Below are 15167 nucleotides of genomic sequence, written 5' to 3'. Positions count from 1 at the left end.
TCCCTGTCATCCTGTAAAGGTATAATGGTGCAAAAATGTCCCAATCCAATGTTAAAAAATATTTAGAAATCTGCGGCAACACAAAAGAAGCTTCTATTCCCATTTTACAGTCAATTCAGGAAGAATATGGATATCTTCCTCTTGACGTCTTAAATCAGGTTTGTGAGGAGTCGGAGATAACAAAATCCCATCTCTATGGCGTAGCCACGTTTTATGCACAGTTTAAATTAACCCCTAAAGGGAGAAATACCGTTAAAGTGTGCAAAGGCACCGCCTGCCATGTGAAAGGTGCTGATATTACTATTGTAGCGATGAAAGACCAACTGGGCATTGATATTAACCAGACAACGGAAGATGGAGCGTTTTCCATGGAAACTGTGGCTTGTCTCGGATGTTGCTCTCTCGCCCCTGTAATTATGATTAATGAAGATGTATTTGGTGGATTTTCATCAGCAAAAGTGCGGGGGACACTAAAGAAATATGGAAAAGAATAATCAGCACATAAGATTTGTAATTGGTTTAGGAAGTTGTGGCATAGCAGCAGGGGCTAAGGATCTTTATGGAGAATTGGCTTCAAAGATTGAAAACAATCCCGATGTTTCTTTAAGCCACACATCATGCAATGGAATGTGTTTTAAAGAACCAATCCTGGAAGTTTTTTATCCCGATGGCAACCATCTGATGATGGGAAACGTTCATAAAAAAGACTTAGACAAGATATTGGATCCACTCCTTAATCAGGGCGCAATTGATGAAAAATTCATCATCGAAGATTCAAGTAAGCCAGACAGAAGAGAAGATTTTCGGCAAAAACAGCATAAGATTGTTTTAGAAAACTGCGGTATTATCGATCCAGACAATATTGATCCCTATATTGAAAAAGGAGGCTATGAGGCAGTTAAAAAAGTTTTGGGAACTATGTCTCCGCAACAGGTTATCGATGAGATAAAGACTTCCGGATTAAGGGGCAGGGGCGGCGCTGGATTTCCAACAGGTCTTAAATGGCAATTTGCCAGAAATAGCACCGGAGAAAAAAAATACATGATTTGCAATGCAGACGAGGGTGATCCCGGCGCATTTATGGACAGGGCAGTTTTGGAAGGCGACCCACACAAGGTGATTGAAGGATTGATAATTGGTGGATATGCAATTGGTGCAGAATATGGTTATGTATATGTTCGTGCCGAGTACCCTCTAGCGATAAAGCGGTTAAAATTAGCCATTAGTCAGGCAACAGAAAAAAACCTTTTAGGTCACAATATATTAGATAGCGAATTTTCTTTTCACTTAAAGATTAAAGAAGGTGCAGGCGCCTTTGTTTGTGGAGAAGAAACAGCGCTGATTGCCTCTATAGAGGGCGAACGCGGACACCCAAGATTAAAGCCGCCTTTTCCTGCAGTATCAGGATTGTGGGAATATCCTACTAATATAAATAATGTTGAAACACTAGCTTCAGTACCATGGATTATCAATAATGGCGCGAAAACATATGCCTCATACGGAACGGAAAAAAGCAAGGGAACGAAGGTTTTTTCACTGGCGGGGAAAATTGCCAGAGGTGGACTTATTGAGGTTGATATGGGAATTCCTTTACGAGATATCATATACACCATTGGTGGGGGGACATCTTCAGGTAAACCTTTTAAAGCAGTTCAATTAGGCGGGCCTTCAGGTGGTTGTGTTCCGGAAAGGTTGCTTGATACGCCGGTAGACTATGAAAGTATCTCTGCGACAGGTGCAATTATGGGATCCGGCGGCATGGTAGTTATGGATGATGATACCTGTATTGTGGATGTCGCAAAGTTTTTCCTTACATTTACACAAAACGAGTCATGCGGTAAATGTACCTTCTGCCGTATTGGAACTAAAAGGTTGCTTGAGATACTGGAAAAGATAACAGAAGGCAGGGGTGGCATGGCTGACCTGGAGGAACTAGAGGATCTTTCGGAAAAAGTCAAAGATCTTTCATTGTGCGGATTGGGAAAAACAGCGCCTAATCCTATTATGACCACACTCAAATATTTTAAAGATGAATATGTAGAACATATTAAAGAAAATAAATGCAGGGCCGGCGTGTGTAAAGAACTCATCAAATTTTCGGTTATTGATGGGTCATGCACTGGTTGCCACTTATGCTATAAAAACTGTCCGGTAGACGCTATAACCGGAGAGACGAAAAAGGTTCACCATATTGATCAGAAAATCTGTATTAAGTGTGGGATGTGTTATGAAGTCTGCAAATTTGACGCTATTTTAAAAGGATAATTATGTCAAACAAAGTCAACGTTACTATCGATGGAAAGGATTACCAGTTTGATACTGGTATGACCATATATGATGCGGCGAAATCGCTGGGGGTGGAAATCCCGACTCTTTGCCATAATGAAAAAATATCGCATTACGGAAGTTGTTGGGTTTGTACGGTAGAGCAGAAAAGCGGTCGGGGGGGTATGGTTCCATCTTGTTCCACTAAATTGGAAAATGGCATGGTAGTGGAGCTGGAAAACGAAAAAGTCCGGGCATCACGAAAGGCTGCGCTGGATTTACTCCTTTCAGATCATTTTGGCGATTGTTATGCTCCATGCAACCAAAAAGGCTGTCCTGCTAATATCAATATACAAGGTTTCCTTTTTTTAGAAGCAAGGGGGCTGTATAAAGAAGCGGCGACTCTTATTCGGGAAAAGGCGCCTTTCCCAAATGTTTTGGGACGTGTTTGTCCAAGGCCATGCGAGGACGTTTGCCGCCGTCAAAAAGTTGATAAACCGATATTAATTGGCATTCAAAAGCGCTATATTTCAGAAATGGAAGAAAAAGAAGGCGGCCCCTTTTTGCCGAAAACACCTCAAAAATCTTCAGGCAAAAAGGTAACGATTATAGGGGCGGGACCTGCAGGTCTTTCCGCAGCATACTATCTCAGATTACAAGGGCATGAAGTAACTATCTACGAACGCCATCCGAAACATGGTGGAATGTTACGTTACGGAATCCCATACTACAGACTTCCAGAAAAAGTTATGGATTTGGAAGGAGACGCCATAATAAACCAGCTAGACGTCACTATTCATTACAATACAGAGGTAGGAAAGGATGTTGATTTTGAAAAAATCATCCAGGATTCTGACGCAATCCTCCTAGCTGTGGGGGCTTCCAAGGCATCGTATATGAATATAGAAGGAGAGGATTTGCCCGGAGTTTTTTCGGGCATAGATTTGCTGGAAAAACTTGCTAAATATGAACCAGTGAGTATTGGAAGGCGTGTGGTTGTTGCAGGGGGAGGAAGCACAGCAATGGACGCCGCAAGGGCTTCTGTGAGGCTGGGAGCGAAAGCAACTATTGTGTATCGGCGTACAGAAAAAGAAATGCCCGCCCATCATGCCGAAGTCCGGGATGCCTATGACGAGGGGGTGGATATCCAGGTATTAACCAACCCCATAAAAATAGAAAAATCCGGCAACGGCCTTAAAATAATCTGCGTAAAAATGGAACTGAGTGAGCCCGATGAGAGCGGGAGAAGGCGCCCGGTCGCCGTCGAAGGTAGTGAGTTTGCAATTGAGGCGGATTCGATCATTATGGCCATTGGCCAGAAAACGGACTTTTCTTTTGTTAAAAACAAGGCGGTGAATAAATGGGGCTTGTTCGATACAAAAGGAAACAGCTACCAAACGGTTGCAGACCCAAGAATTTTTGTTGCCGGAGATTGTTATAAAGGGCCTGATCTTGCCGTTCGTGCAGTAGCAGATGCAAGAAAGGCCGCACAGTCAATAAATCAATTTCTTAACGGGGAAGAGGTGGTGGGAGAAAAAATCCGCTTCAGTTCCTATCCGGGAGATCTGGATACTTTGCCCGCTGAAATGTTTGAATCTTTTAAACCTGGTACAAGAAAAGAAATCGATTTGCTGCCGGTTGAAAAACGCCTTGGCAATTTTGAAGAAGTCGAATGTAGTTTTACAAGAGATGAGATGACAAATGAGGCAAATAGATGCCTGGAATGTGGATGCAATGTAGTGGACATTTGTTCGTTAAAGAAGCATTCCCAGAAATATCAGGCTGATCAGAACTTATATGTAGGCGCCAGAAGAACTTACAAAACCGATTATTCCCATGAAAAAATAAGGATGGAAACACATAAGTGTATAAATTGCAATGCTTGTGTAAGGGCCTGCGATGAAGTTAAAAAATGCCATATACTGGGCGATGCAGGAAGGGGATTTTCAACACGCATTACCCCCATGATGAATATTCCTTTGGGCGAGACTCACTGCGATGGTTGCGAGGAGTGCGTTAATGTTTGTCCGACTGCCGGAGTACGGATCGATAGGGATATTTATTTGACGAACACCTGTGAATGAGTAGTGGCAGGAGGTCTGTATCACCTCTTGGTTTGTGATTTCAGCATATCAAAAGTCATTTTAAGCTTTAGATTCTTTTCCATACCCGCTCATATGCTGTTTACCCTGCGGCTTACGCTTATTCCCGCATACCTCCAATGCCCATACCGGTGCGAATATCGATCGCGGCACGCTCACTTTTGTTTCTTTGCCCTCGAAAGCCTTCTGCCGTTTTTTTTCGCTAACTGTCCGCTTTGGATTGCTTTGTGAATCGTACTTGAATTGATATTTAATTTCTTGCCTGTTTCAGAAATACCCTGCCCTCTGCCCAGTCACTTTTGCACCTTTTCTCTTACCTCAGGTGTAAGCAGGAGGGCGGACATTGTTCGCACTGCCTGACGAAAAAATCCCTTCGGACCATGTTCTCTTAGCCGCTTTACACTCAACTTCACACTTATTGCTAAAACACCAAAGCCCTTTACTATTTGTTGTTGGCATTCCTACAAGTTGGCAGATTGCCGATTGAGGACTGAGGACTGTTTTCGTGCTTGTTTGGTTCTGTCTATCCCAGCTTAGGTATTTAGGAATTTCTCAAACCGGTCCATCCCTTTTTCAATATTCTCCATAGACGTTGCGTATGAAATCCTTATATGCGCATCAGCACCGAAAGGGGCGCCGGGAACAAACGCAATGTGTGCCTTTTCTAGCAGGAGAGAGACGAGATCAAAAGAACCTTTTAAGGAGAGGTTTTCACAAAGACGGGATACATTTGGGAAGGCATAAAAAGCCCCTTGCGGCAATAAGCAGGAAATGCCTTTTATGGTATTAAGCCTTTCTACGATGTATTTCCTGCGCCGGTCAAATTCTTTAACCATGACGGTTACCGGCTCCTGACTACCCCGAAGGGCTTCAAGTCCTGCAAGCTGGGTAATAGAATTTGCACCGGAAGTGGTGTGATCCTGAATATTGGTTGCCGCTTTAATTATTTTTTCAGGTCCCGCGGCATAGCCCAGACGCCACCCGGTCATTGAATAGACTTTTGAAAACCCATTTACCGTTATAACTTTATTATAGCAGTCATCATTAATCGCCGCCGGGCTGAAATGCGTAGCGCCGTCATAGAGAATTTTTTCATAGATTTCATCGGAAATTACATATAATCCCTTTTGAACGGCAAACGTCACTATTTCCCGCAATTCCTCTTCTGTATAGACCATACCGGTAGGGTTGGAAGGGCTGTTCAAAAAAAGCAGTTTTGATTTGGGCGTAATAACATTAGCCAGCGATTCCTTCGTAATCTTAAAACTATCTTTGTCGGTCGTTTCCAGGAAAATAGGCTTTGCCCCTGCCAACGTCACCATTTCCGGATAACTGACCCAATAAGGGGAGGGTATGATTGCTTCGTCTCCGATATCGCACAGAACGAGCGCTATATTGCAAATAGATTGTTTTGCCCCTGCTGAAACAAGGATTTGTGAAGGGGTGTATTTCAGATGGTTGTCGTTAAAAAGTTTTTCACAGATTGCCTCTTTTAATTTTGGCATGCCGGAAGTGGGGGTATATTTGGTAAAGCCATTTTTAATCGCTTTTATGGCGGCATTTTTAATATTTTCCGGTGTGTCAAAATCCGGTTCACCGGCGCCAAAACCAATGACGTCTTTGCCTTCAGCGGCTAATTGTTTTGCCTTGGCGGTAATGGCAAGGGTGGCTGATGCTTGTATCTCTCTCGCAACTCTCGATAATACCATAAAAAAAAAGACTCCTTTTTCTGAACAAAAAATAAAAACCTATATAAAAATGTAAGACACTGCTAAACCAGAAAGTGGCATAGCCGGAACTCTAAACAAGCATGAAAACAGTCCTCAGTCCTCAGTCCTCAATCTGCCGACTGTAGACTGTAGACTACCAGGGTGACCACTTAAAATGCAAAATCAATCTAAATATGTATTGAATAACGAATACCATAACACTTTGGTTTTTTGAAAAATTCCAAAAATAGCGCTGTTTACCGCATAGTGTAATTATTAAAAAATTTGCCTGGATTTAATATGCCTTTGGGGTCAAACAAACGTTTGATATCTTTCATGATCTGCAATTCCTGCGGCGCTATTTCAAGCGGCAGGAATTTTGATTTTACATTTCCAATGCCGTGTTCTCCGGAAATGGTTCCACCTAGCCTGATAGTGCTGCGGATAATTTCATCGATCATTTTTTCCGCAAACGGACGGTCCCCTTCTACCTCATACATTACATTTACATGGATATTGCCATCCCCGATATGTCCGAAATTTGCAGCCTTCAGACGAGGATAACGGGAATTCATATCGTTAATAGCGTGAAGTATTTCTAATATCCGGCTTCGGGGAACACAAATATCCTCATTGATTTTATACGGTGCGATTTTATAAAGAGCGGGCGAAAGAATGCGCCGAACCTCCCAGAGGTCATTGCGCTCTTTCGCATCACTTGCGGCGATAACCTTAATTGCGCCGTGTTCTGAAACAAACGTTTTTACCCGTGCAATTCCTTTTTGAACGCTTGTTTCTTCCCCGTCAATATCTATGATAAGGATTGCGTTTGCATCTTCCGGCAATTCGATTTCCTGCCGGTATCCTTTGATGCAATCGATGCTTGATTTGTCAATAAATTCAAGTGCGCGGGGCAGAATATTGTGAGAGATGATGGTATTCGCTGATTCTACGGCATCTTTTGGCGTCGGGAAAAAAACGAGAAGCGTTTCAATTTTTTCCGGCAATGGAATCAGTTTTACCGTGATTCTGGTAAAAATACCAAGCGTACCTTCAGAACCAACAAGGAGCCGGGTGAGATCATATCCGGTAACGCTCTTAAGCGTTTTTCGTCCGGTATTAATAACACTTCCGTCGGCAAGAACCACTTCCAGCGCAAGGATGTAATCCCTTGTTACGCCGTATTTTAAACCGGTGATCCCGCCAGCGCATTCCGCCACATTGCCCCCGATCGTAGAGAATGCGGCGCTTGCTGGGTCTGGGGGATAAAAAAGATTATATTTGGCGGCTTCTGTTTGTAATGTTTGTGTAACAACGCCGGGTTCTACGGTGGCAACAAGGTCTTCCGAAACGATTTCCAGGATACGATTCATTTGGGCAAAGTCTAATACCATGCCGCCAAAGACAGGAACCGCGCCGCCGGTAAGTCCTGAACCGGCTCCGCGTGGATAGACCGGAATCTCATGTTCATTTGCGAGCCGCACCGCTTCCACAACGTGTTGCGTAGTCTGTGGCCGCACAACAATATCGGGAAGGTATTTTTGTTTTGAACCGTCGTATGCATAGCATATCCGGTCTTCGGGGGCAATAAGGACGTTTTTTTCCCCTAAACATTTTCTTAATGGGGCAAGCAGGTTCGTTATTTCGGATTTACTGGCAGTACAGGATTTCATAGACAATGCCGGCAAAATGCTATTCGGTATTAATGGTACATGAAGTAAATAAGTATTTATTTGACAGGAAATTAGGGGATTAATCTAGTATATTTGAAGAAATAAGTCAAATTATTTTCTCTTTGTGTGCATTAAGCCAATACATTATAAACTCCGGTATGGTCAAATGCTTTGTCAGGCCGGGGATAACAGTGGTTATAGAAAAAATATAGCGATGTCAGAAGAAGCCCAAAAAAGATATGCATGGTTTGAGTATTACGAAAAATGCGGGAGAAATGCGAGAAAAACGTGCAGGCATTTCGGTATTTCTCCCGATACGTTTTACCGGTGGAAGAAGCGTTACCGTCCGGGCGACCCCTCTTCCCTTGAGGGCGACAAAAAATTCCGCAAGCCAAAACAGAAAAGGTCATTATCGATATCCGGAGAAACAACAGACAGGATAAAAGCATTACTCGAAACACATCCCGTAAACAGTAAAAAAGAGATACAGAGCTTGCTGAAGGCGGAGAATATTATCATCTCGCTCCCTACACTGTATAGAATAATTAACCGGTTAGAAGCCGATGGACAGCCATTTCTGCCGCAAAATAAGAAGGAGAATGGAAAAAATGACCGGAAGATAAAGGGATACGAGGCATATCTTTCCCTTCTGAACCTCAGGAATAATTGTCAGATGCCAAAGGCATAATGCATAGCGAAACAAAGCCTCAACCAAAAAGTAGAGATGCACACGTTCCTACAATTTAACAGTGTCTGGCTATATGAAGTAAAATGTTTTATGGCTTGACAAGGCAAAAAAATTCTTTTATTGTAACGACAAAATCCTGTATGTTTTTTATTTCCTGTATACCAAGCAGTGATAACCTGATAAAGGGGAAATAATGCCAGATATTATATCCGGAACAGAACTTCTCAATGATTGCCGTTTGTTATTTGGCCCTGACATTGTAAATATCACCAATTTCCTGCAAAACATGTTGCCTTCCGAACTCAAGATGGTTTACAGGAAGAAGGTACTGGAAACCCACCCGGACAGGGCTAAAACGCTGGGAAGGTTAGAATGCGATATGATACAGCATTTTAAGGAGGTAGTGCTGGCGTATGAGAGACTAACTCTTTACATTAAAAGCCAAAGTGCAAAAGTGCTTATAGTCGGTGACAAAACAACAAAACGAAGGGCTGACGTACAAAAGACTGCAAGGCATGCGGCGCATTCTAAAAAACAAAACGATGTTAAAGAACTTTTTTACAAAGGCAGCGTTCCAAAGCGGAAACTACTGATTGGTCAATATATGTATTATTCAGGCGCTATTTCGTGGAGGACATTGCTGTCCGCTATTTTCTGGCAGAGGAAGCAAAGACCGCTTATCGGGCAGCTTGCAAGAGATTGGAATATTTTAACGACTGAAGATATACGAAGCATCTTAACAACAAGAAACCATCGTGAAAAATTCGCCGAATACGCATGCCGGAACGGTTTTATAACACATTTTCAGTATTTGGCCCTTCTGGGAAGACAGCGGATGCTTCAGCGTCCTTTCGGTGAATATTTTCTGCAACAAAATATTTTAAACGTAAAAGAATTGGAAGAATTAATTAAAAAACAGAAAGCATGGAATCGGGAGGCAAGAGAGGTTTTTAATCCTGCCGGGCATGGCAGGTAATTCCTTGTCTATAGGTAAACACAGAGATTTCAGTTGAAATTCAATATAAGACTAATTGCCGTATTATCAGTGTATTTTTTGTTAGGGACTTGGATTGTTTATACATTTTTAAAACAGGAAAAAACAGATGAAATTGTTTTTAGTGTTGGCGCAGGCACAAAAGAAATTTCCTTTATTAGAGAAATAATTGCTGCGTATGAAAAAGAAAATCATGGAATAAAAGTAAAATTAAATGCCCTTCCCTCCCCCTCAGATCAACAACACCACTATTATCTCTCCACGTTAGGCGCCGGAACCAAGTATGTAGATGTTATGCGAATCGATACCATTTGGATCCCTGAGTTCGCATCAGCACATTGGCTTGAGCCTCTGGATGCCCGTATTAGTAGCAAAGAACGAGGTGCGTTCATTCCTATAACGGAAAAAACGAATGTTTATAATAATACCCTTTATGCGATTCCCTGGAATATTAATATAGGACTTCTCTATTATAGGAAAGATTTACTGGAAAAATATCATCTTACCCTGCCTGTTGACTGGGGTCAGTTTGTGGCGGTATGTGAAAAAATTTCCGGAAAGGAAGATGTTTACGGATATTTATGGCAGGGCAAGCAGTATGAGGGTTTGGTTTGCAATTTTATAGAATTTATTGGCAGTAACAATGGTCAAATAATTGATGATACCGGAAATGCTGTGATAGATTCTGCACAAAACAAAACAGCCCTCCAGCTCATGCATGATTTAATCTGGAAATATAAAATCTCTCCCCAAAATACTTATAGCGAGCTAATGGAGGAATCTTCAAGGCATTTGTTCCAACAAGGCAAGGGACTTTTTTTGAGGAATTGGACATATGTGTGGGATTTATGCCAGGAAGACATTATGATGAAAGACAAAGTAGGTGTTGCCCTGTTGCCAAGGTTTTCTGATGGATCGTTTGCTTCCGTATGTGGTGGATGGCATCTGGCAATAAATGCAAACTCCGGGAAAAAAGCACAGGCATGGAAATTAATTGAATTTTTAACCTCTGCCAAAGTTCAGAAAAGACTGGCAGAAAATGTATCGTGGGCCCCTACGAGAAGTTCCTTGTATAAAGATACGGAATTAACTGAAAAATTGCCCTTCCTCCCAATAGTAGAACAGTCGCTTGAAAATATACAAATGCGGCCAAATGTTCCGTATTATCAATGGATTAGCGACGTCTTGCAGAAATATCTCAGCAAGGTATTATCCCGCCAAATGGAAATTCAGGAGGCATTGCAGATCATGCAGGATAAAATAGAAAGGATTAAGGATGATTTTGCAAAGGAATAGATTCCCATATTTCTGCTTAATCCCCGGATTAGTATTAGTGGCGCTGTTTAGTCTTTTCCCGTTCATTGATACGCTTGTGCTTTCTTTCAAAAACTCAAAAACAATACTGCCTGACGAAACATTTAATGGTTTTCATAATTACAAAGTTTTAGTATCGTATTCACGCTTTTGGCATGCTCTTTTTTTTACCCTTCTTTTCACCTTTGTTTCGATATCTCTTGAGGCAATAGTAGGTTTATGCTTTGGGCTTATCCTCAATCTTATTTCTGAAAAAAAAGGGTTTTTGGGGATTTTTATATTAATACCCTGGATAATACCGACTGTAGTAACGGCCAGAATGTGGCAATGGATGCTGGATTACAACCTTGGCATTTTGAATTATCTTTTAAGAATTATTGAAATTGGCAGAATTAATTGGCTCGGAAATTCATTTGTCGCTTTTTTATCCCTGGTGATGGCAGACGTCTGGAAGACGTCTCCGTTTGTGGCTATAATTGTATGGGCGGGCCTTTCTGCCATACCGCGTGAAATATACAAGGCTTCCATAATAGATGGGGCAAACAGTTGGCAGTCTTTCAGATACATAACGCTTCCATTAATATTACCCATATTGGGGGTGGCCGTTTTGTTCCGTGCAATTGATGCCTTAAGGATATTTGATCTTGTTTATGTTTTGACAGGCGGCGGACCAGGGGGAGCAACTGAAACGTTATCGGTATATTCTTACAGACTTTTCTTTTATAAAGGCGATTTCGGACAGGGAGCTGCAGCTTCTGTGTTTATTTTGCTTCTGGTCGCAGGGTTCAGCTATTTTTACATGAAAAAGTCTTTTGGGAAAACGGAGACAAATCAACTATGAAGTATATCATAATAACTGATCTGGACGGAACGTTGTTAGACCATACCACCTATTCCTTCGAAAAGGCAAAAGAGGCGCTGGCGTTGGTTCGTGAGCGTAACATTCCTGTAGTAATCTGTACGAGTAAAACACAGGCAGAGATTGAGGTATATCGCGAAAAACTGGACAATAAAGACCCTTTTATTCCTGAAAATGGCGGTGCTATTATTATACCGGAGGGATATTTCAATTCTGTCATGGATAAAAAAAACGGGAACTATAGCATAGTCAGGCTTGGAACCCCCTATAAGGAAATCGTAGCTGCATTACACAAGATAAGGGAATCTTGCGGTATTGCCATAACAGGTTTTTCCGATTTAACGCCCGAGAAAATTTCGGCCATTACGGAAATCGATATTTCTGCCGCGATACGCGCGAAACAGCGTCTTTATTCTGAACCAATTTTTATAGAAAGTGGTCATGAAAATATTAACAAAATCAAAAAGATGTTTAATGCTTTGGGTTTTAATTTTATGGAAGGAGGACGTTTTCATCACATTTTTAGCTTAAACACCGACAAGGGGAAAGCAGTAAAAATGCTAATCAATATGTATTGCGATCATTATCATGATCAAATACGCACAGTTGGCATTGGCGACAGCCATATAGATCTGCCTATGTTAGCCGCGGTAGATGTTCCCGTTATTGTCCGGAAGAAGACGGGAGATTATGATAAAAGGATTCAGCTTCCAAATCTTGTTTATGCCGATGGAATTGGCCCGGCAGGTTGGAACAGGGAGATATTAAGGATATTCAAAGACCTATAAAAAGAGGAAAAACATGGGAGATTTTTTTCAAAATGGCGAGATTACCACAATTCACAGGTTTGACACCACCACAATAGAAAAGATAGAGCATGGCATTGAACAATATGCCTATTCACGGCCTGTTGCGCTTGTTTTGCCGACGACGCCCGTTGAACTGAAAGGAACTGCTTTACGGGGAATCGTTGAACAGCTTAAAGAGGTAAAGTATATAAGCCAGGTTGTTGTGACGCTTGGACGGTTTAATGAAAGCGAGTTTATCGAAGCAAAACGGTTTTTTTCGGTTCTTCCTCAGGAAACAAAATTAATCTGGAATGACGGAGAAAATATTCAAAATTTGTATAAGCTTTTAACGGACGAGAAGATATCTGCGGGCATTGACGGAAAGGGACGGTCAGCATGGCTCGCTTATGGATATGTGCTGGCGACAGAAAAATCAAAAGTAATTGCTTTGCATGATTGTGACATTACAAACTATAGCCGTGAACTTTTGGCGCGATTATGCTATCCTGTGGTAAATCCCAATTTGGATTTTGAATTCTGCAAAGGATACTATCACCGTATTACCGATCGTATGCACGGCCGTGTCACAAGGTTATTTGTGACTCCTTTCATCAGGTCGTTGAAAAAAATAATAGGCAATAACGATTTCCTCGAATACCTCGACAGCTTTCGTTATCCGCTTGCAGGAGAATTTTCAATGGCAACCGACCTTGCACGTATTAACAGAATACCGGGAGATTGGGGGCTAGAGGTGGGTGTTTTGGCTGAAGTTTACAGAAATTGTTCGATGAGAAGGATTTGCCAGGTTGATTTGTGTGAAACGTATGAACACAAACATCAACCGTTATCTGACGAAGACCCAACCACAGGGCTTACCAAAATGAGCATTGATATTGCCAAATCTATTTACAAAAATCTGGCAAGTATGGGGGTCGTTTTCTCAGGTGAATGCTTTAGAACACTGAGGGCTACATACCAAAGGGCTGGTCATGAATTCATTGAAAAGTACAACCACGACTCTGCAATTAACGGGCTTGTTTTTGACCGTCATCAGGAAATGAATGCAGTTGACGCATTCGCCAAAAGTATTGGCATAGCAGGAGAACAATTTCTAAATGACCCTTCGGGGATACCTTTTATTCCTAATTGGAACAGGATTATTTCCGCAATTCCCGATTTCTTTAATAAATTAATTGTTGCAGTAGAAGCTGATAATACAAAAATGCGATAATCTGAAAAATATACCTTACATTTTTTGACTTATGAAGTAGGGGTAAAGATTGTGCATCGATACAGAGTAATTTTATAATTAACCGGGGATAAACAAAAGGAAGGGGGGGATTTTATGATAAATTTAACAAAGAAGTACTCATCAGCCGTTCGTCAAAATGTACACATGTGGATAAGCAAAATGCAGGAGGTGGACATAATGGTCGGCATTCCTTGCTATAATTGCGAAGACACCATTTCACATGTTGTAGCCGTATCCGCTGAAGGGCTAAAAAAATATTACCCGGACAAAAAATGCGCTATATTTGTTTCCGATGGAGGTTCCCTTGACGACACACGTGAAAAAGCTTACTCCGAAACCATTCCTGACGGCATTGAACGCCGCGTAACGATTTATCGCGGTACTCCGGGAAAGGGAACGGCATTTCGGGCAATTTTTGAAGTTGCCCAATTATTGAAGGCAGACGCCATCGTTGTTGTTGATGCTGATTTGAGGAGCATTACACCGGAATGGATTAAAATGCTTGCTGACCCCATTATAAACAAACAGGCAGGTTTTGTTGCCCCTTTATATCTTCGCCATAAATATGATGGCACCATTACAAACAACATTGTTTATCCGCTTACCCGTGCTTTATATGGTGCAAAAATCCGGCAGCCCATTGGCGGAGATTTTGGGTTTTGCGGCGACCTGGCGGCATATTATGTAAACGAGGATGTGTGGGAGTCAGACGTTGCCCGTTTTGGAATAGACGTCTGGATGACGACTACTGCCCTTAATGAAGGGTTTAAAATTGTACAAGCACATTTAGGAACAAAGGTTCATAATGCAAAAGACCCGGCGGCGGATCTTGGTCCCATGTTTCAGCAGGTTATCAGCACTTTATATTATCTGATGAATAAATATGAATCAAAGTGGAAACAAGCGGAAAAGACTGCAGATATAGAAACTGTTGGAATTACCAGCGAGGCGGCAAAGGTTGAGCCGGTATCGGTTAATTTTACAAAATTACTGGCAGAATTCAGCGATGGGTTTGAACAATTTGAACCCTTTTATGAACAGATTCTTGATACTGAGAATTTTAACCGTTTATATGAGATTTCAATAGATTTCAACAAAACAGGAGAGATACATTTCCCTCCAGATCTTTGGGCGAGGATATTGTGTGACTTTGCCTTTACTTATAACCACTGGCAAAGGAACAGAAGGCGGCTTGTTGACATGTTAACACCCCTTTATTTCGGACGGACAGCATCATATTGCAGTGAAGTGAAGGAAAAGGATTCCACAGAAGCAGAAGACGTCATAGAATTACAGGCAAGGGAGTTTGAAAAACAAAAACCTTATTTAATAGAAAAATATAAAAAGGAATAGCTCCGGCTTTGTTGACTACACACGACACCAAACAGTAGTAAAATTTTGTCAATGTATTGTAATACGCTGTTTCTTTCAATAATTACGCCTGTATTTAAATCGTAGCCTTTTTCGGCAAGGACCCGAAAAAGGCATACATTTTTATTTATAAAATATTGTGAAAAGGATTT

The 15167-nt window shown here is 41.6% G+C and carries 12 protein-coding genes; 10 read left to right on the top strand and 2 right to left on the bottom strand.

Annotated features, from left to right (window positions below; all coding sequences use genetic code 11):
- Positions 1-35 precede the first annotated feature (35 nt).
- From nuoE to ABJL82_RS11575, 3 genes are read left to right on the top strand one after another with little or no spacing between them, the layout of a single operon-like run.
- On the top strand, positions 36-494 hold the full coding sequence (gene nuoE, locus ABJL82_RS11585; protein ID WP_347274848.1) for an NADH-quinone oxidoreductase subunit NuoE: 459 nt from the start codon (positions 36-38) through the stop codon (positions 492-494).
- The gene (gene nuoF, locus ABJL82_RS11580; RefSeq protein WP_347274847.1) at positions 481-2265 is read left to right on the top strand and encodes an NADH-quinone oxidoreductase subunit NuoF; all 1785 of its coding nucleotides are present in this window, start codon (positions 481-483) and stop codon (positions 2263-2265) included. Before nuoE ends, nuoF begins: the two co-directional genes overlap by 14 nt.
- 2 nt (positions 2266-2267) lie before the next feature.
- A complete protein-coding gene (locus ABJL82_RS11575; RefSeq protein ID WP_347274846.1) occupies positions 2268-4349 on the top strand; it encodes an FAD-dependent oxidoreductase in 2082 nt (693 codons plus the stop codon).
- 551 nt (positions 4350-4900) lie between these two features.
- Here ABJL82_RS11575 and ABJL82_RS11570 read toward each other — a convergent pair.
- Together ABJL82_RS11570 and ABJL82_RS11565 are read right to left on the bottom strand one after the other, a co-directional pair.
- The gene (locus ABJL82_RS11570) at positions 4901-6076 is read right to left on the bottom strand and encodes a pyridoxal phosphate-dependent aminotransferase (protein ID WP_347274845.1); all 1176 of its coding nucleotides are present in this window, start codon (positions 6074-6076) and stop codon (positions 4901-4903) included.
- 257 nt (positions 6077-6333) lie between these two features.
- Complete coding sequence (locus tag ABJL82_RS11565; RefSeq protein ID WP_347274844.1) at positions 6334-7749, bottom strand: FAD-linked oxidase C-terminal domain-containing protein; 1416 nt, start codon at positions 7747-7749, stop codon at positions 6334-6336.
- Between the two features lie 214 nt (positions 7750-7963).
- Between ABJL82_RS11565 and ABJL82_RS11560 the strand changes: the two genes are divergently transcribed.
- The 7 genes from ABJL82_RS11560 to ABJL82_RS11530 all read left to right on the top strand — a co-directional run bounded on the left by ABJL82_RS11560 (position 7964) and on the right by ABJL82_RS11530 (position 14997).
- Positions 7964-8437 carry a helix-turn-helix domain-containing protein gene (locus ABJL82_RS11560; RefSeq protein ID WP_347274843.1) on the top strand — a complete coding sequence of 158 codons (474 nt, stop codon included), beginning with the start codon at positions 7964-7966 and terminating at the stop codon, positions 8435-8437.
- A 193-nt stretch (positions 8438-8630) separates the two neighbouring features.
- A complete protein-coding gene (locus ABJL82_RS11555; protein WP_347274842.1) occupies positions 8631-9413 on the top strand; it encodes a J domain-containing protein in 783 nt (260 codons plus the stop codon).
- A 78-nt stretch (positions 9414-9491) separates the two neighbouring features.
- Positions 9492-10727 carry an ABC transporter substrate-binding protein gene (locus ABJL82_RS11550; protein ID WP_347274841.1) on the top strand — a complete coding sequence of 412 codons (1236 nt, stop codon included), beginning with the start codon at positions 9492-9494 and terminating at the stop codon, positions 10725-10727.
- The gene (locus ABJL82_RS11545; protein ID WP_347274840.1) at positions 10708-11586 is read left to right on the top strand and encodes a sugar ABC transporter permease; all 879 of its coding nucleotides are present in this window, start codon (positions 10708-10710) and stop codon (positions 11584-11586) included. The genes ABJL82_RS11550 and ABJL82_RS11545 overlap by 20 nt, the downstream gene beginning before the upstream one ends.
- The gene (locus ABJL82_RS11540; protein ID WP_347274839.1) at positions 11583-12392 is read left to right on the top strand and encodes an HAD-IIB family hydrolase; all 810 of its coding nucleotides are present in this window, start codon (positions 11583-11585) and stop codon (positions 12390-12392) included. The genes ABJL82_RS11545 and ABJL82_RS11540 overlap by 4 nt, the downstream gene beginning before the upstream one ends.
- A 13-nt stretch (positions 12393-12405) precedes the next feature.
- Entirely contained in the window at positions 12406-13623 is a 1218-nt protein-coding gene (locus tag ABJL82_RS11535; protein WP_347274838.1) for a glycosyl transferase, read from the top strand.
- 114 nt (positions 13624-13737) lie between these two features.
- A complete protein-coding gene (locus ABJL82_RS11530) occupies positions 13738-14997 on the top strand; it encodes a glycosyltransferase (RefSeq protein WP_347274837.1) in 1260 nt (419 codons plus the stop codon).
- Positions 14998-15167 lie beyond the last annotated feature (170 nt).

Origin of the sequence: Candidatus Kuenenia sp. (assembly GCF_039794105.1) — a bacterium.
Classification (GTDB): domain Bacteria; phylum Planctomycetota; class Brocadiia; order Brocadiales; family Brocadiaceae; genus Kuenenia.
The sequence above is the reverse complement of the archived record's forward strand: the minus strand, read 5'-3'. Positions and strand labels throughout refer to the sequence as shown.